The organism is Paraburkholderia ginsengisoli NBRC 100965 (assembly GCF_000739735.1).
GTDB classification, from domain to species: Bacteria; Pseudomonadota; Gammaproteobacteria; order Burkholderiales; family Burkholderiaceae; genus Paraburkholderia; species Paraburkholderia ginsengisoli.
Genome location: NZ_BBJF01000003.1, coordinates 263010 through 279572 on the forward strand (window position 1 = coordinate 263010; position 16563 = coordinate 279572).

The window sequence follows — 16563 nt, forward strand, 5'->3', positions numbered from 1 at the left end:
ATGACGACTGCCATGCCCACCATCGAGCAACTCGCGCAGCAACCGATCGAAGCGATCATCCCGCATCGCGGCAGCATGCTGCTGATCGACGCGGTCGACAGGTTCGACGAGGAAGCGCTGAGCGCGCACGCCACCGTCGATGCACACGCGTGGTATGCCGACGCAGACGGCGCGATGCCCGCGTGGATCGGCATCGAACTGATGGCGCAGGCGATCGCCGCGCACGTCGCGTTGCTGGCGATGCGCGGTGGCGGCCGCGCGCGTCCCGGCGTGCTGCTCGGCTCGCGCAGCTACAAGGCGTTGCAGCCGACGTTCGCGGGCGGCGCGTGTCTCGCGATCCGCGTCGTCGAACTGTTGCGCAGCGAAGAAGGCCACGGCGCGTACGAATGCACGATCCATCATGGCGACGTGTGCTGCGCCGAGGCCGTCGTCAAGGTTTTTCAACCGCCCGATTTTCAGTCTTTCATCGAAGGGAGTTTCAGTTCATGAGCCGGCGTGTTCTCGTTACCGGCGCAAGCCGCGGCATCGGCCGCGCGATTGCGTACAAGTTGGCCGCCGACGGCTTCGCGGTCTCTGTGCATTGCCGCACGGGCCGCAGCGAAGCCGACGCGGTTGCGACGGGCATCGCCGCGCAAGGCGGCACGGCGCGCGTGCTGCAATTCGACGTGCGCGAGCGCGCCGCGTGCCGCGAGGTGCTCGAAGCGGACGTCGCCGCGCACGGCCCGTACTACGGCATCGTGTGCAGCGCGGGCGTCACGCGCGACGCCGCGTTTCCCGCGCTCACCGAAGAAGACTGGGACATCGTGATCGAGACCGGTCTCGACGCGTTCTACAACGTCGTCCATCCGCTCACCATGCCGATGGTGCGCGCGCGCAAGGGCGGGCGCATCGTCACGATCGCGTCGGTGTCGGGCGTGATGGGCAATCGCGGTCAGGTCAACTACAGCGCGGCGAAGGCCGGGCTGATCGGCGCGACCAAGGCGCTCGCGGTCGAACTGGCGACGCGCCACATCACCGTCAATTGCGTCGCGCCGGGGTTGATCGAAACGGGCATGCTCGACCAGATGCCGCTCGAACAGGCGTTGAAGACGGTGCCGATGAACCGCGTCGGCCAGCCTGCCGAAGTCGCGTCGGTGGTGAGCTTCCTGATGTCGGATGCGGCTTCGTATGTGACGCGCCAGGTGATCGGCGTGAACGGCGGGATGGTGTGATGAAGCGCGTCGTCATTACCGGCATGGGCGGCGTCACCGCATTCGGCGATAGCTGGGACGTGATCGAAGCGCGCTTGCGAACCGGCGAGAACGCGGTGCGGCGCATGCCCGAGTGGGATTACTTCGAGTCGCTGCATACGCGGCTCGCGTGTCCGCTGCCCGGCTTCACGCTGCCGGCGCATTATCCGCGCAAGAAGACGCGCTCGATGGGACCCGTGTCGATGTACTCGGTGCGCGCGAGCGAACTGGCGCTCGCCGATGCCGGCCTCGCGGAAGACACGAGCATCGCGGACGGCCGCATGGGCGTCGCGTACGGGTCGTCGTCGGGCTCGGTGCAGCCGATCCGCGCGTTCGGCACGATGCTCGAAAGCGGCTCGATGGGCGGCGTCACGTCGAACAGCTACGTGCAGATGATGCCGCACACCACGGCGGTCAACGTGAGCCTCTTCTGGGACCTGAAAGGGCGCATCATTCCGACCTCGTGTGCGTGCGCGTCGGGCAGCCAGGCGATCGGCTACGCGTATGAGGCGATCCAGACCGGCAAGCAGACGCTGATGCTGGCGGGCGGCGCGGAAGAACTGTCGGGCCCGGCGGTCGCGGTGTTCGACACGCTGTACGCAACCAGCACGCGCAACGACGAGCCGCACCTCACGCCGCGTCCGTTCGATGCCGCGCGCGACGGTCTCGTGGTCGGTGAAGGCGCGGCCACGCTGGTGCTCGAAGAATACGAACACGCGGTGGCGCGCGGCGCGCGGATTCATGCGGAGATCGTCGGCTTCGGCTGCAACTCGGACGGCGCGCACATGACCCAGCCGACCGCCGACACGATTGCACTCGCGATGCAACTCGCGCTGCGCGACGCGCAACTGCCGCCGGAAGCGATCGCCTATGTGAACGCGCACGGCACGTCGACGGATCGCGGCGACATCGCCGAGAGTCATGCGACCGCGCAGACCTTCGGCGAGCGCATGCCGATCAGTTCGCTGAAAAGCTACGTGGGTCACACGCTCGGCGCGTGCGGCGCGCTCGAAGCGTGGTGGACCATCGAGATGATGAAGCGCAACTGGTACGCGCCGACGCTGAATCTGGAGAACGTCGATCCGGCTTGTGCGCCGCTCGACTACATAGCCGGCACCGCGCGCGAGATCGACGCCGAACATGTGATGAGCAACAACTTCGCGTTCGGCGGTATCAACACGTCGCTGATTTTCAGGCGCGTTCGATGAGCGTCGCGCTGCAACGCGTGGTCGTCACCGGCATGGGGATCGTGTCGTGCCTGGGCAATACGCTCGGCGACGTGTCGGCCGCATTGCGCGCGGGCCGCTCGCGTATCGAGCGAATCGACGCGTGGCGCGAGCGCGGTTTCGCATCGCAGGTGGCGGGCGTCGCGTCGGTCGCGCACGAGCCGCCGTTCGAACGCAAGCTCGAACGCTTCATGGGCGACACCGCGCGCTTCGCATGCCACGCGGCGCGCAGCGCAATCGACGACGCGGGGCTCGCGCCCGCCGCATTGCGTTCGCCGCGAGCGGGTGTCGTGATCGGCTCGGGCGTCGGCACGATGGCGAGCTACGATACCGCGCTCGCGATCGCACATGCACGCGGCGTCGAAAAAGTGCCGCCGTACGTCGTGCCGCATGTGATGAGCAGCACCGCGTCGGCGAACGTCGCGCAAGTGTTCGGGCTCGAAGGAGTGAGCTATTCGCCGTCGTCGGCGTGTACGACTTCGGCGCTCGCGATCGGCCAGGCGATGCAGTTGATCCAGACCGGCCGTCAGCAGATCGTGCTGGCCGGCGGCAGCGAAGCGCTGCACGACAACACGACGCTGCTGTTCGATTCGATGGGCGCATTGTCGCGGCGCTTCAATCACACGCCGCAGCACGCGTCGCGCCCGTACGACACGCAGCGCGACGGTTTCGTGATCGCATCGGGCGGCGGCGTGCTGGTGCTCGAAGCGCTCGATCACGCGTTGGCACGCGGCGCGCGCATCTATGCGGAGTTGACCGGCTTCGGCGATTGCACGGACAGCGCGGCGATGGTCGCGCCGCGCGCGGCGGGCATCGCACGGGCCATGCGCGGCGCGCTGGAACAGGCGGGCAGATTCCCCGATTACATCAACACGCACGCGCCATCGACGCCGCTCGGCGATAGCGAGGAACTGCGGGCGTTGCACGACGTATTCGGCGCGACGGCTGGGCAGCGCGTGCCAGCGTTTTCGTCGACCAAGGGCATGACCGGGCATTCGCTCGGCGCGTGCGGCGCGCACGAGGCGATCTACACGCTGCTGATGATGCGCGACGGCATCATCGCGGGCACGGCGGATAACGGTTCGCCGGAGCCCGACGTGCGCGACATGCCGCTCGTTCGTACCACGCGCGAAGCGCGTATCGATGCGGCGATGTCGGTGTCGTTCGGGTTTGGCGGCAGTTGCGCGAGCCTCATGTTCGAAGGATGGCAGGGCGGTTGAATGGACCGGAAAACGAGGGCCGAACAATCGGCCGCAACTTTAAAAACAACGAAGGTGACGATAATGAAAAGACTGGGTGTGTTCGGTGCGCTGGCAGTGGTGGCGTTGACGCAGACGGGTTGCGCGACGCAGGTGAAGTCGGTGCCGTTCACGGCGGCGGGTGGCGAGTCGCGCGGTGAAGTGCCGGTGTTTTTCGGCCAGCAGGATCATCCGGCGGTGAAGAACAAGGTGGGCGAGGTCGCGTATTCGGTTCGGATCGCGCGCAAGCAATCGAATCCGGACGACGCGTGTCACGAGGCGCTCGGCGAAGCGGTGCGCAAGCTGCGCGACGCGGCGCGCGAGCGTCACGCAAATGCGGTGATCGATGTGACGACGCGTTTTCACAGCACCGAAACCAGTTCGTCGGCAGACTTCACGTGCGGTGTGAGTCCGAGCGCCGCCGCGCTTGCGGTGCGTGGGCAACTGGTCGTGCTGGAAGCGCGTTGAGTCGAAGCGATTGAGTTGAAGCGAGGCGGCAAGGCGGCATGCCGACTTTGCTGTCTGCTTGTGAGAGAAGCGCGCGCCTTGACGGGTTTTAGCGGGCTTAAATGGCTTTAAATGGGCCTTCAGGCGGCCTTAACCGCCGCGACATTGACTAGCGTCTCGCGACGCTTGCCCGGTTGCGGACGATACAGCCCGAGCCGTTCGAGCAGACCGAAGTCTTTCGCGCGGCTCCACCACAGATAAGGCAGCGACACGTTGCGCTGAGCAAAGCTGAAGCCGCCGCGACGGATCATGTCGAGGTAGCCGTCGGCGCTCTTTTGCACCTGCATCGGATGACGAAACAGCAGCCGGATCACCCATGACTTGATGTACGCATCGGTCGATTCGGCGAACAGCAGAATGCCGCCCGGTTTCAGTACCCGGCGGAACTCGGCGAGCGCGCGGTCCTGCTCGACGAGATGATGGAAGGTTTGATGGCAGAACACGATGTCGGCACTCGCGTCGGGCAACGGCAGGTTCGCGCAGTCACCATGCAGCAGTTCGATATCGGTGAGCGTGTTGCGGCACGCGTGGGCCGCGTTCGCGGCGAGCGTCAGCGACGGCGCATGGAAGTCGATGCCGACGAGGCGGCGCGGCTTGAACGCTTCGGCGAGCAGGCGAAACGAAATGCCTTGCCCGCAGCCGACGTCGACGATCACCGGCGCATCGGGCAACGGCGCATCGATCAGGCGCTTGAGGTCGTTGATCGCGACCCGCAGCACATGATGCTCCCACGTATGCGTGCGCAGGAACCAGATGCCGAACGCCGTCTCCGGCACGAAGGGCACACTGGATGTTTCGGATGACGACACGATGCACTCCCGGCGAAATGTTGTTCCTGCTATCAGAGGCACGATTGTAACGAGAAGTATGGGCGCGGCGTACTGCGGCGCCGCGCATGCAAACAATTGAGGCAAATTTGAACAAACAATCATCAACGCGGACCGTCGTCGACGTCGCGATCATCGGCGCCGGCCCGTCGGGCGCGGTGGCCGCCGCGCTGTTGCGCAAAGCGGGCCGCTCGGTGCTGGTGCTGGAGCGTCAGCACTTCCCGCGCTTCTCGATCGGCGAGAGCCTGCTGCCGCAGAGCATGGCTTACCTCGAAGAGGCGGGCATGCTGCAGGCCGTGGTCGAAGCCGGCTTCCAGCATAAGAACGGCGCGTATTTCGTCTGGCGCGATCGATCGTCGTCGTTCGATTTCCGCGACAAGCACTCGGCCGGCTGGGGCACCACTTACCAGGTCGAGCGCGCGGTGTTCGACGACATCCTGATTCGTTGCGCCGCCGGGCAGGGCGCCGACGTGCGTTTCGGCCACACGGTGCGCGCGGTTCATACGGGCGACACGCCGCTCGTCGACGTGATCGACGAGGCGGACCACGCGTACCAGGTCGAGGCGCGCTTCGTGCTCGATGCGAGCGGGTTCGGGCGCGTGCTGCCGCGTTTGTTGAATCTCGAATCGCCGACGCGCATGCCGACGCGCGCCGCGCTCTTCACGCACGTACGCGACGGCGTTCCGGTCGACGCCAGCGACCGCAACAAGATCTGCATCGCGACGCATCCTGAGCGCCGCGACGTGTGGTTCTGGATGATTCCGCTCGCGGGCGGACGCTCGTCGGTGGGGTGTGTCGCCGAGGCGAGCTTTCTCGACGTGCCCGAAGCGAAGCGCGACGCGACGCTGCGCGCGCTGATCCAGCAGGAGCCGACGCTGAACCGGCTGATCGGCAACGCGCCGTTCCTGATGCCGGTGCGCCATATCGGCGGCTACGCGGCGAACGTCGAGCGTTTGCATGGGCCCGGTTACGCGCTGCTCGGCAATGCCGGCGAGTTTCTCGATCCGGTGTTTTCGTCCGGCGTGACGATCGCACTGCGCTCCGCGCATCTCGCGGCGCACACGTTGAACCGGCAACTGGACGGCGTGAAGGTCGACTGGCCGGCGGATTACGACGTGCCGTTGCGCAAGGGGATCGACACGTTCCGCGCGTTCGTCGAGCGCTGGTACACGGGCGAGTTGCAGGACATCATCTACTACCCGGACCAGGTGCCATCGATCCGCCGGATGATCAGCGCGGTGCTGGCCGGCTATGCGTGGGATGAAACGAATCCGTACGTCGCCGATCCTGTGCGGCGGCTCAATGCGCTGCATGAGGTGTGCACGCAGCGGTGAAAACGGCGGCGTCGTGTGAGCCGCGCGTTGCAGAGGTCAATGAAAAACGGCGCTTCGGGAAGCGCCGTTTTTTCGTTCAGCCGGCCGATGAGCGAGGCCACATCGTCAAGCCACGCTCACGCGGCAATTTTCGCCGTTCGCGGCGCGTGCTGTCGTACATCGTCGCGACGATGCACGCGCTTGCCCGCCGCATACGTTTCGTACACCGCACGATCGTCGCCGAGCAGCGCGAACGCAAACAGCAATTCCTCCAGCGATTCGGTGCGCGCGGTACGCCGCGCGAGCAGCGGCGTCGCCTGCGGATCGAGCACGACGAAGTCCGCCTCCGAGTTCGGCTTCAACGTGCCGACCTTGTCCGCGAGGTCGAGCACTTCGGCCGCGCCGGCGGTCGCCAGGTAGAACATCCGCGTGGCCGTCAGATGATGGCCGCCCAGACGCGCGACCTTGTGCGCTTCGTTCATCGTTTGCAGCATCGAGAACGACGTGCCGCCGCCGACGTCGGTCGCTAGCGCGATCGGCATGCCCGCCGCGTCGGCCTTGTCGAAATCGAACAGACCGCTGCCGAGAAACAGGTTCGAGGTCGGGCAGTGCGAGGCGACCGCGCCGGTTTGCGCCATGCGTTTGCGGTCTTCCTCGTCGAAGTGGATGCAATGGCCGTACACCGCGCGGCGGCGCAGCAGGCCGTAGTGATCGTAGATGTCCAGATAGCTGCGGTGGCCGGGGAACAGACCCGCGACCCATTTCACTTCGTCGAGATTTTCCGCAACGTGGCTCTGGATGAACACGTCCGGATGTTGACGCGCGAGCATGCCGCACGCTTCGAGTTGCGCTTCGGTCGAGGTCGGCGCGAAACGCGGCGTGAGCGCGTACATCTGGCGGCCACGATTGTGCCAGCGGCCGATCAGCTCGGCGCTGTCGTCGTAACCCGATTGCGCGGTGTCGCGCAGGAACTCGGGGCAGTTGCGGTCCATCAGCACCTTGCCCGCCACCATCCGCAGATTGCGCGCTTCGCTTTCGGTGAAGAGCGCATCGGCGGATTCCTTGTGGACCGTGCAGTACACGAGCGCCGTGGTCGTGCCGCACGCGAGCAGTTCGTCGATGAAGAAGCTCGCGGTGTCGCGCGCATACGCCATATCGGTGAAGCGGCGCTCGGTCGGAAACGTGTAGGTGTCGAGCCACGGCAACAAGCCCGGTGCCGGCGACGCGATCATGTCCGTTTGAGGAAAGTGAATGTGCGTGTCGATGAAGCCCGGCACGATCAGCTTGTCGCGCATCTCGTGCACCTGGGTGCCCGGCGCGAGCCGCGACGCGAGCGCCGCATACGCGCCCGCCGCGGCCACGTGACCGTCTTCGACGATCAGCAGGCCGTCCTCGTGGAACACGGCAGCATCGGGCGAATGTGCCGGGTCACCGTTGAAGGTCAGCAGTTGCGCGCGAAAGGCCGACTGCGCTGCTTTGGCCGGCGTGTTGGTCGGCGCTTTGGCCGGGTTAGCCGGGTTGGTCGCTTGAGTCATGGAAAAACCGTCTCCGAATGTGAATAACCGTGCGGCGCGAACGGTGGTTTCCGCGTGGCGCTGAAACCACCGCGTGCCGCCGGCCGCGTTATGCCGGCCCGTCTGTGCGGGCCGCGTTGGTATCGGTGCGATGCCAGTGCGCGTCGAGCTTCGCGATCAGCGCGCCGCGCTCCTCGGGCGTCACGAACGACGCCTCGAAACTGTTGCGGACGATCGTGTAGACCTCGGCGTCGTTGAGCTTCAACGCGTCGATGGTGGCGAGGTAATTCGCGTTCACGTAGCCGCCGAAGTAGGCCGGGTCGTCGGAATTCACCGTGACCGCGACGCCGCGATCGAGCAGGTCCTTTAGCGTGTGTTTGGTGAGGTCGTCGAACACGCACAGCTTCAGGTTCGACAGCGGGCACACGGTCAACGCGACGCGCGAATCGGCGAGGCGCGTGACGAGCGCCGGGTCTTCGATGCTGCGCACGCCGTGATCGACGCGATCCACCTTCAGCAGATCGAGCGCTTCGTAGATATACGACGGCGGACCTTCCTCGCCCGCATGCGCGACGAGCTTCAGACCAAGCGCGCGCGCCTTCGCGAACACGCGCTCGAACTTCGACGGCGGATGACCGCGCTCCGACGAATCCAGGCCCACGCCGATCAGCCGATGCTTGTACTGCTCGAACAGCGGCAACGCTTCGTCGAACGTGGCGAGCGCGTCCTCTTCGGACAGATGGCGCAGGAAACACAGAATCAGCTTGCTCGACATGCCGCGCTGCTCCGCGTCGGCGAGCGCGCGTTCGATGCCGGCCACGACCGTCGCGATCGGCACGCCGCGTTCGGTATGCGTCTGCGGGTCGAAGAAGATTTCGCTGTGGATAACGTTGTCCGCGAGGCAGCGTTCGACGTACGCCATCGTCATGTCGTAGAAGTCCTGCTCGTGCAGCAGTACGCTTGCGCCCGCGTAGTAGATGTCGAGGAACGATTGCAGATCGGTGAACGCGTACGCGGCGCGCAGCGCGTCGATCGAGTCGTACGCAAGCTTCACGCCGTTGCGTTCGGCGAGCGCGAAAATCAGTTCGGGTTCGAGCGAGCCTTCGATGTGGATGTGCAGCTCGGCCTTCGGCGCCCGTGCGGTTTTATCGGCGAGCGATGTCGATGCGGGGGTAGCGGTCGTTGTCGTCATGGTGGTTGGAGTTTGTTGGAGTCGGTTCGCGCCGGGCGTCATACTTCAGACCGTTTGCGTCGCGCGGTGCGTGCCCGCGTTCGCCTCGACGGCCTGCAACACCTGCGCGGCCGCCGAGATCGCGATGACCTCGGGCGATTTGTCGACGATTCCGTCGACGCCGAGCGGGCACTTCATCCGCGCGATCCGCGACGGATCGATGCCGCGCGCCGCGAGCCGGTGTTCGAACTGCTTGCGCTTGCTATGCGAGCCGATCATGCCGAAGAACGCGAAATCGCCGCGCCGCAGAATGCGCTCGGCCAGTTCGAGATCGAGCGCATGATTGTGCGTCATCACGATGAAATACGTGTTCGGCGCGGCCTGGTCGATCGCTTCGTCGGGCGCGTCGTTCGGATCGAGCTTGACGTTCGGCGCGTGCAGCGTGTCGTTCGGCGGAAACTGCGCGTCGCGTTCGTCGACCCAGCGCACGGTGCAGGGCAGCGTGGCGAGCACGCGCACCAGCGCGGCGCCCACGTGGCCTGCGCCGAACAGCACGACCGGGAAGTCGCCTGGCGCGATGGTTTCGGTGAGCAGCGCGCCGCTGTCGTCGAAACCGGCGCCGTCCCACAGCAGGCAGTCGGCGGCATCGACGCCGGGCTCGGGCTCGGACAGCATCACCGCGTCCGGCGCGGGGCCGAATGATACGCTACGCACCGTCGATTGACCCGCAGCCACGCGCTTCGCGAGCGACGTGATCCAGCCGAGGTCGCCGATGTCGAGCCGCTCGAACGCGAGAATCACCGCGCCGCCGCAGCATTGGCCGAGGCTCGGGCCGAGTGCGAAACGCTCCAGCCGGCGCATGTGCGGCGAGCGCATGCCGTCGCGCAGCACCTGGCGCGCAGTCTCGATCGCCTTCCATTCGAGGTGGCCGCCGCCGATCGTGTGCTTGGCCGAATCGCGCGTGACGATCATCCTGGTGCCGGCTTCGCGCGGCGCCGAACCTTCGACGCGTGCGACCGTCACCAGCACGGCGGCGTCGCCGTGCGCGAGCAGTTGTTGCAGGTCAGGTAGCCAGGCTTGCATCCGGCGGTTCTCCATACATGGCCGCGCGGGGTGTCCGTGCGGCCGGTTGCGTGTGGCGTGACGCGTTCGTGTCGCGTCGGGCCGTGAGGTGATTCGTTGCGAACATTCTATGGCGGTCGTTGTCAGGCCGTCGTGTCGGTGATGGGCTCCGTGGCGGGTTCCGTTGCGTGCGCGGCCTGCAACGCGTCGAGCGCATCGAGGATCGCTTCGGGCGTGGCCGGCGCACGCAACAGCGGAGCAGTTTGCGCGCCCGGCACCGCCGCCGCGATCGCGTCGCGAATCGCCAGGAACACCGAGAACGGCAGCAGCAGTGGCGGCTCGCCGACGGCCTTGGAACGGAACACGGTCGGCTCCGCGTTCTCGTTCTGATAGAGCCGCACATAAAACGCGGCGGGGGTGTCGCTCACAGACGGAATCTTGTACGTGGACGGCGCGTGCGTCATCAGACGGCCATCGCGGTTCCACCACAGTTCCTCGGTGGTGAGCCAGCCCATGCCCTGAATGAAGCCGCCTTCCACCTGGCCGATGTCGATGGCCGGATTGATCGACTGGCCGGCGTCGTGCAGCACGTCCGCGCGCAGCAGTTTCCATTCGCCGGTCAGCGTGTCGATCACGACCTCGGACACCGCTGCGCCGTACGCGAAGTAATAGAACGGATGACCGGTCAGCGTCTTGGCGTCCCAATGCACTTTCGGCGTCGTATAGAAGCCGTCCGACCATAACTGCACGCGCGCCAGATACGCCGCGCCGACCAGTTGTTCGAACGGCATCGCGCCACCGTTCACCGATACCGTGCCATGCGCGAATTGCACGTCGTCCGCCTGGCCGCCGAGCTGTCTGGCCGCGAGTTCGGCAAGCCGCGCGCGGATCGTTTGCGCGGCCGCTTCGGCGGCCTTGCCGTTCAGATCGCTGCCGGTCGACGCTGCCGTTGCGGACGTATTCGCGACCTTGGAGGTGTCGGTGGCCGTGACCCGCACGCGCGACAGCGGCAGGCCGAACTGATTCGCGACCACTTGCGCGACCTTCGTGTTGAGCCCCTGGCCCATCTCGGTGCCACCGTGATTGACGAGCACCGAGCCGTCCTTGTACACATGCACCAGCGCGCCGGCCTGGTTCAGAAACGGCACGTTGAACGAGATGCCGAACTTCACCGGCGAAAACGCGAGGCCGCGTTTGAGCACGGGACTGCCCGCGTTGAACGCGGCGATAGCCGCGCGACGCGCGCGATAGTCGCTGCTGTCGAGCAGCGCATCGGTCAGCGGCGCGATGATGTTGTCCTCGACGCGCTGGCCATAAGGCGTCGTATCGCGTTCGCCGACGCCGTAGTAGTTGGCGACGCGCACATCGAGCGGATCGCAATGCAACTGACGCGCGATGCTGTCGAGCATCACTTCCATCACGAGCGCGCCTTGCGGTCCGCCGAAGCCGCGAAACGCGGTGTTCGATTGCGTGTTGGTCTTGCAGCACAGCGCAACGATATCGACATCGGACAGGTAGTACGCGTTGTCGAAGTGGCAAAGGGCGCGCGTCGCGACGGCGCCCGACAGGTCCGCTGAATAGCCCGCGCGCAATGCGATTTCGACGCGCGCGCCGAGAATGCGGCCGCTGTCGTCGAAGCCGGCTTCGTACTCGTAGACCGCGTCGTGGCGCTTGCCGGTGATCATGAAATCGTCGTCGCGGTCGGCGCGCAGTTTGACCGGGCGGCGCAGCAGTTTCGCCGCGAGCGCCGCCACGCATGCGAAGAGGGCCGACTGCGATTCCTTGCCGCCGAAGCCGCCGCCCATGCGCCGGCATTCGCACACCACGTTATGCGCGGGCCAGTCGAGCATATGCGCGACCACCTGCTGCATTTCGCTCGGATGCTGCGTCGAACTGTAGACGAGCATGCCATCCATTTCCTTCGGCACCGCGTACGCGATCTGGCCTTCCAGATAAAACTGCTCCTGGCCGCCGACTTCAAATGTGCCGCTGATCCGGTGCGGCGCGCCGGCGATCTTCGCGTCGGGCTCGCCGCGTTTGAGGTGCAATGGCGGCAGCACGAATTGCCTCGCGGCCTTCGCGTCGGCCGGGGTGAGGATCGCTTCGAGCGGATCGTAGCGGATCACGTCGTCGCTTTTCGCGAGCGCTGCGGCGCGCCGCGCGAGATCGTGCGTTTCGGCGATCACCGCGAACACCGGCTGGCCGAGATACAGCACTTCGTCGACGGCGAGAATCGGATCGTCGTGCAGCACCGGGCCGCAATTGTTTTCGCCGGGGATGTCCTCGGCGCTCAGTACCGCGATCACGCCGGGCGCTTTTCTCACCGCGTCCAGATCCATCGACACGATCCGCGCGTGCGCATGGCGCGACAGGCCGAGCGCCGCGTGCAGCGTGCCGTGCAACTCGGCGATGTCGTCGGTGTAAGTGGCTTCGCCGCTTACGTGCAGCGCGGCCGATTCATGCGGCAGCGAGACACCGATTGCCGCGTCGGTCTCGCGCGAAATTGCGTCCTTGCCGGCAGGCGTCGCGCCGGTTTGGGCGATGAAAGAATCGGTCCGGTTCATCACGACGCCTCCTTGCCAACAACCGCATCCGTCATCGCCGGCATAGCCGCCTCGAAGCCGAACGCATTCACGTCGAGCAGCGCGAGCGGCGCGTCAACGCGCGTTTCGAGGTGGAAGCGCCACAGCAGGTTGCGCGCCACCTTCAGCCGATACGCGCTCGACGCGCGCATGTCGGTGAGCGGCTGGTAATCGGCGACGAGCGCGTTCATCGCCTGGCGCGCGGTGCTCTCGTTCCAGCTCGCGCCGGTCAGCACGGCCTCGGTTTGCGCCGCGCGCTTCGGCGTGGCCGCCATGCCGCCGAATGCGATGCGCGCGTGCTCAATCGTGCCGTCGTCGTCGAGACGCAGCGCGAGCGCCGCGCATACCGCAGAGATGTCCTGATCGTAACGCTTGGCCACCTTGTACGTGCGAAAGCGCAGCGTGCCCGCCGGGCGCGGCACGCGCAGCGCCGCGACGAATTCGCCGGACGCGAGCGCGGTTTTCTGATAGCCGAGGTAGAACGCGTCGAGCGGCAGCGTGCGAGTCGCCGCGCCGTGACGCAGCACGACTTCGGCGCCAAGCGCGAGCAGCGCCGGCATCGAATCGCCGATCGGCGAGCCGTTCGCGACGTTGCCGCCGAGCGTGCCGGCGTTGCGGATCGGCAGCGACGCGAAGCGCGTCCACAGTTCGGCGAGTTCGGGGTTGTCGGCGGCGAGCGCCGCGTACGCATCTTCGAGCGTGACGGCCGCGCCGATCGTCAGCGTCTGCGCATCGCGCTCAATGGTCTTCAGTTCGGCGACGTTGCCGATGTACAGGATGTCGCCGAGATCGCGGAACTGCTTGGTGACCCACAGGCCGACGTCGGTGCTACCGGCCAGCAGCCGCGCGTCGGGATGCGCGGCGCGCAGCGTGGCGAACGCGTCGAGCGTGAGCGGGGCGTGGAAGGTGGGCGAGCCGAACGCGGCGCCGCGCGTGTCGGGCGCGACGTATTCGAAGGTGTCGGCGCGTCGCAGGTTGAGCAATTGCTTCGCGATGGCCTCGCGGTCCAGCGTCATGCGCGGGTAGTGCGGATAGTCGAACATCTTTTGCGACGCGTCGACGATCGGCCGGTAGCCGGTGCAGCGGCACAGATTGCCGGACAACGCGGCGTTGATTTCGTCGCGGGTGGGCAGACCGGCGTCGGCGGGCTGGTTTTCGTACAGCGCCCACATCGACATCACGAAGCCGGGCGTGCAGAAGCCGCATTGCGAGGCGTGGCAATCGACCATGGCCTGCTGCACGGGGTGCAGCGTGCCGTCGGCGGCGCGCAGGTCTTCGACGGTGAAGAGCGCCTTGCCATCCAACGTGGGCAGAAACTGGATGCACGCGTTGACCGCTTTCAGCGCGAGCGCGCCGCGCGCGTCCAGTTCGCCGACCACCACCGTGCACGCGCCGCAGTCGCCTTCCGCGCAGCCTTCCTTGGTGCCGGTGCAATGCAAATCCTCGCGCAGGTGCTGAAGCACGGTGCGCGTCGCCGGGATGCCCGCGACCTCGCGGACGGCCCCCTGGTGATAGAAGCGGATGGTTTGCGTTGTCATGGCGAATCCGAGAGACAGTGCGGACCGGGCGCGCGTTACGCATGGGGTCGCCAAAGCCGGCCTCGCGCACGTAGATCGCCATCCAGGTCCGAAGATAGCATTACCGCGGCCCGAAAATATTTCCCGTGTCGCATGAAGCCTATGCGGCAACGGTCATGACCGCTCGTGACCTCAGTACGATTCGCGCGCGGGCGGGAAGTTGCGTGGGGCGGCGGGATTGCGTAAGGCAAACGCAAAAACGCCGGCCTTCGGCCGCCGCGAACGGCGACGCGAAGTCCGGCGTGGTATCGGTGCGGAAAGCGGCGAAGCGCGCCGCGCGCTTAGGCGACCCGGCGGCGATTGCGGATCAGGCTCAGCACCAGCGGAATGAACGCGAGCACGAATGCGACCAGCGCCCACATCGGCAAAGTCAGGCCGAGAATCGGCGGATAGGCCGTTTCACACAGGCCGGCGACCTTGAACACGCCCGGCAGCCAGCGCGCGGGCGGCAAGCTGTCGACCACCGGTTGCAGCGCATCGAAGCCGCAGCTGAAGCCGGGATGGGCCTGCACGTACACGTGCCGCGCGGCGGTCACGATACCCGCGAGCGCCGACAACGCCGCGAGCAATTCCAGCAGACGCACGCCGCGCCAGTGATTGAAGCGCGCGCCGAGGAACGCGAAGATCGCGATCAGCAGGAAGAAATAACGCTGGATGATGCACAACGGGCACGGGTCTTCGTGCAGGAAGTACTGCAGATACAGTGCGCCGCCCACCAGGGCGACGCAGATCAGGCCAAGCAGAACCAGCAGGGAGCGCTCGCGGCGCAGCATCGCAGTGTCGTTGTTCATGGATCGTAGGGCGGTCTCAACCAGAAAGGGCGGGTGCCCGCGATTCTAGCGCGAACCCCCGCCCGGACGCACAGCGCGCGATGCCGCGGCAATGCGGACGGCGCCTCGCCCACGCGCCTGCTCGCCTGCTCGCCTGCTCCCGCTCAGCGGATCGCGTTGAGCACCGCCTCGGCGCCGCGGCCGATCGCCAGCAGCGCGTCGTCGGCGTGCGGCGCGCCCGCCAGCATCAGGCCGACCGGCGCGTCGCCGCGCAGATGGCAGGGCACCGACAGCGCGCAGGTGTCGAGGAAGTTGAACGCGCTCGGGTTGCGCAGGATCAGCGCGTTGGTACGGCCGAAGGCGTCGTCGTCGTGGATCAGATCGGCCACGCGCGGCGGCACGACCGGCACGGTCGGCGCGACCACCGCGTCGAAGCGCTGCCACAGCGTGCGCGCGGCTTCGTCGAGCATCCCCTCGCGCTCGGCGAGCAGGTCCAGATAGTCGGCCGCGCTGGCCGGCTGGCCTTTGAGAATGCGAGTGAGCACGCGTGGGTCGTACTGCTCGCGATGTTTTTCAAGCAGCGGCCGGTGCCACGCATACGCTTCGATCGGCGAGAAGCCGAAGCGGTTGATCTCCGGCAGGCGGTCGAGCGGTGCGAACCGCACTTCGCTGACGATCGCACCCGCCGCTTCGAGGTGCTTGAGCGCGGTGTCGAGCGCGGCGGCGACCGCGGGCTCGACGCCGTCGGTGACGAAGTGGGTCAGCACGCCGAGGCGCACGCCTTCGAGCGGCCGCGCAGCCGGAATGCGCGGCTCGAGGCCCGCGAGCATCCGGTCGACCAGCGCGCAGCACGCGACCGACACGCCGATCGGCCCGAACGAATCGAGCGTCGACGAAAGCGGCACGCCGCCCTGTTTGGGGATGCGGTCGGCGGTCGGCTTGAAGCCGGTCAGTCCGCACAACGCCGCCGGAATGCGGATCGAGCCGCCGGTGTCGGTACCGAGCGCAACGGCTGCCATGCCGTCGGCGACCGACGCCGCCGCGCCCGACGACGAGCCGCCCGAAATGCGCTCGTCGCCCTTCACGTTGCGTCGATACGGTGACAACGGATTGCCGTAGTGCGGATTCAGCCCGAGTCCGGAAAAAGCGAACTCGCTCATGTTGGTGCGCCCGACGATCACCGCGCCGGCCCGCTTCAAACGCGCAACGGCGACCGCATCGGCCTTCGCGGCGGGCGCGTCGGCGAGCACGATGGAACCGGCGCGGGTCGGCTGGCCTTCGATGTCGAACAGGTCTTTCACCGAGACCGGAATGCCGGCGAGCGGCGACAGCACCGTGCCGGCCGCGCGCAGACGGTCATGCGCGTCGGCGGCGGCGCGGGCGCTGGCGGCGTCGACGTGCATGAAGGCGACGTCGCCCTGGCCGGCCGGATCTTCGATCCGTTCGAGCGCGGTTTCGACGAGCGCGCGGCTCGTGGTGCGGCCGGCGGCGAGGTCGGCGGCAAGCTGGGCAAGCGGCGGAAAGGGCGTGAATTCAGGGGCCATGAT

Annotated in this window: 14 protein-coding genes; 6 read left to right on the forward strand and 8 right to left on the reverse strand. The window is 66.8% G+C overall.

The window, feature by feature from the left end; genetic code table 11:
- The 5 genes from BGI01S_RS02270 to BGI01S_RS02290 all read left to right on the forward strand — a co-directional run bounded on the left by BGI01S_RS02270 (window position 1) and on the right by BGI01S_RS02290 (window position 4161).
- Window positions 1-489: a hotdog family protein gene (locus BGI01S_RS02270; RefSeq protein WP_042322560.1), complete on the forward strand. Its 489-nt coding sequence runs from the start codon at window positions 1-3 to the stop codon at window positions 487-489.
- Window positions 486-1211 (forward strand): 3-ketoacyl-ACP reductase FabG2, encoded by a 726-nt coding sequence (locus BGI01S_RS02275; RefSeq protein ID WP_042321755.1) that lies wholly within the window; start codon window positions 486-488, stop codon window positions 1209-1211. The genes BGI01S_RS02270 and BGI01S_RS02275 overlap by 4 nt, the downstream gene beginning before the upstream one ends.
- The gene (locus tag BGI01S_RS02280; protein WP_042321758.1) at window positions 1211-2437 is read left to right on the forward strand and encodes a beta-ketoacyl-ACP synthase; all 1227 of its coding nucleotides are present in this window, start codon (window positions 1211-1213) and stop codon (window positions 2435-2437) included. The genes BGI01S_RS02275 and BGI01S_RS02280 overlap by 1 nt, the downstream gene beginning before the upstream one ends.
- Window positions 2434-3675: a beta-ketoacyl-[acyl-carrier-protein] synthase family protein gene (locus BGI01S_RS02285; protein ID WP_042321762.1), complete on the forward strand. Its 1242-nt coding sequence runs from the start codon at window positions 2434-2436 to the stop codon at window positions 3673-3675. The genes BGI01S_RS02280 and BGI01S_RS02285 overlap by 4 nt, the downstream gene beginning before the upstream one ends.
- Window positions 3676-3738: 63 nt before the next feature.
- Window positions 3739-4161: a hypothetical protein gene (locus BGI01S_RS02290; protein ID WP_042321765.1), complete on the forward strand. Its 423-nt coding sequence runs from the start codon at window positions 3739-3741 to the stop codon at window positions 4159-4161.
- Between the two features lie 119 nt (window positions 4162-4280).
- Here the strand turns inward: BGI01S_RS02290 and BGI01S_RS02295 are convergent, their stop codons facing one another.
- Entirely contained in the window at window positions 4281-5009 is a 729-nt protein-coding gene (locus tag BGI01S_RS02295; protein ID WP_042321767.1) for a class I SAM-dependent methyltransferase, read from the reverse strand.
- Between the two features lie 107 nt (window positions 5010-5116).
- On the opposite strand from BGI01S_RS02295, the gene BGI01S_RS02300 reads away from it, so the two are divergent.
- Complete coding sequence (locus BGI01S_RS02300) at window positions 5117-6361, forward strand: NAD(P)/FAD-dependent oxidoreductase (protein ID WP_042322563.1); 1245 nt, start codon at window positions 5117-5119, stop codon at window positions 6359-6361.
- A 116-nt stretch (window positions 6362-6477) separates the two neighbouring features.
- Here BGI01S_RS02300 and guaD read toward each other — a convergent pair whose 3' ends face one another.
- The 7 genes from guaD to BGI01S_RS02335 form a co-directional block, all read right to left on the reverse strand.
- Window positions 6478-7875: a guanine deaminase gene (gene guaD, locus BGI01S_RS02305; protein ID WP_042321770.1), complete on the reverse strand. Its 1398-nt coding sequence runs from the start codon at window positions 7873-7875 to the stop codon at window positions 6478-6480.
- A gap of 88 nt (window positions 7876-7963) precedes the next feature.
- Window positions 7964-9046: an adenosine deaminase gene (locus tag BGI01S_RS02310; RefSeq protein WP_042321771.1), complete on the reverse strand. Its 1083-nt coding sequence runs from the start codon at window positions 9044-9046 to the stop codon at window positions 7964-7966.
- Window positions 9047-9091: 45 nt separating this feature from the next.
- Window positions 9092-10108: a xanthine dehydrogenase accessory protein XdhC gene (xdhC, locus tag BGI01S_RS02315; RefSeq protein ID WP_042321773.1), complete on the reverse strand. Its 1017-nt coding sequence runs from the start codon at window positions 10106-10108 to the stop codon at window positions 9092-9094.
- 122 nt (window positions 10109-10230) lie between these two features.
- Window positions 10231-12651, reverse strand: coding sequence for a xanthine dehydrogenase molybdopterin binding subunit (gene xdhB, locus BGI01S_RS02320; RefSeq protein ID WP_042321776.1), 2421 nt, complete (start codon window positions 12649-12651; stop codon window positions 10231-10233).
- Complete coding sequence (xdhA, locus tag BGI01S_RS02325; protein WP_042321778.1) at window positions 12651-14207, reverse strand: xanthine dehydrogenase small subunit; 1557 nt, start codon at window positions 14205-14207, stop codon at window positions 12651-12653. Before xdhA ends, xdhB begins: the two co-directional genes overlap by 1 nt.
- Before the next feature lie 320 nt (window positions 14208-14527).
- The gene (locus BGI01S_RS02330) at window positions 14528-15037 is read right to left on the reverse strand and encodes a disulfide bond formation protein B (protein ID WP_042321782.1); all 510 of its coding nucleotides are present in this window, start codon (window positions 15035-15037) and stop codon (window positions 14528-14530) included.
- Between the two features lie 143 nt (window positions 15038-15180).
- Window positions 15181-16560, reverse strand: coding sequence for an amidase (locus BGI01S_RS02335; protein WP_042321784.1), 1380 nt, complete (start codon window positions 16558-16560; stop codon window positions 15181-15183).
- Window positions 16561-16563: the final 3 nt, after the last annotated feature.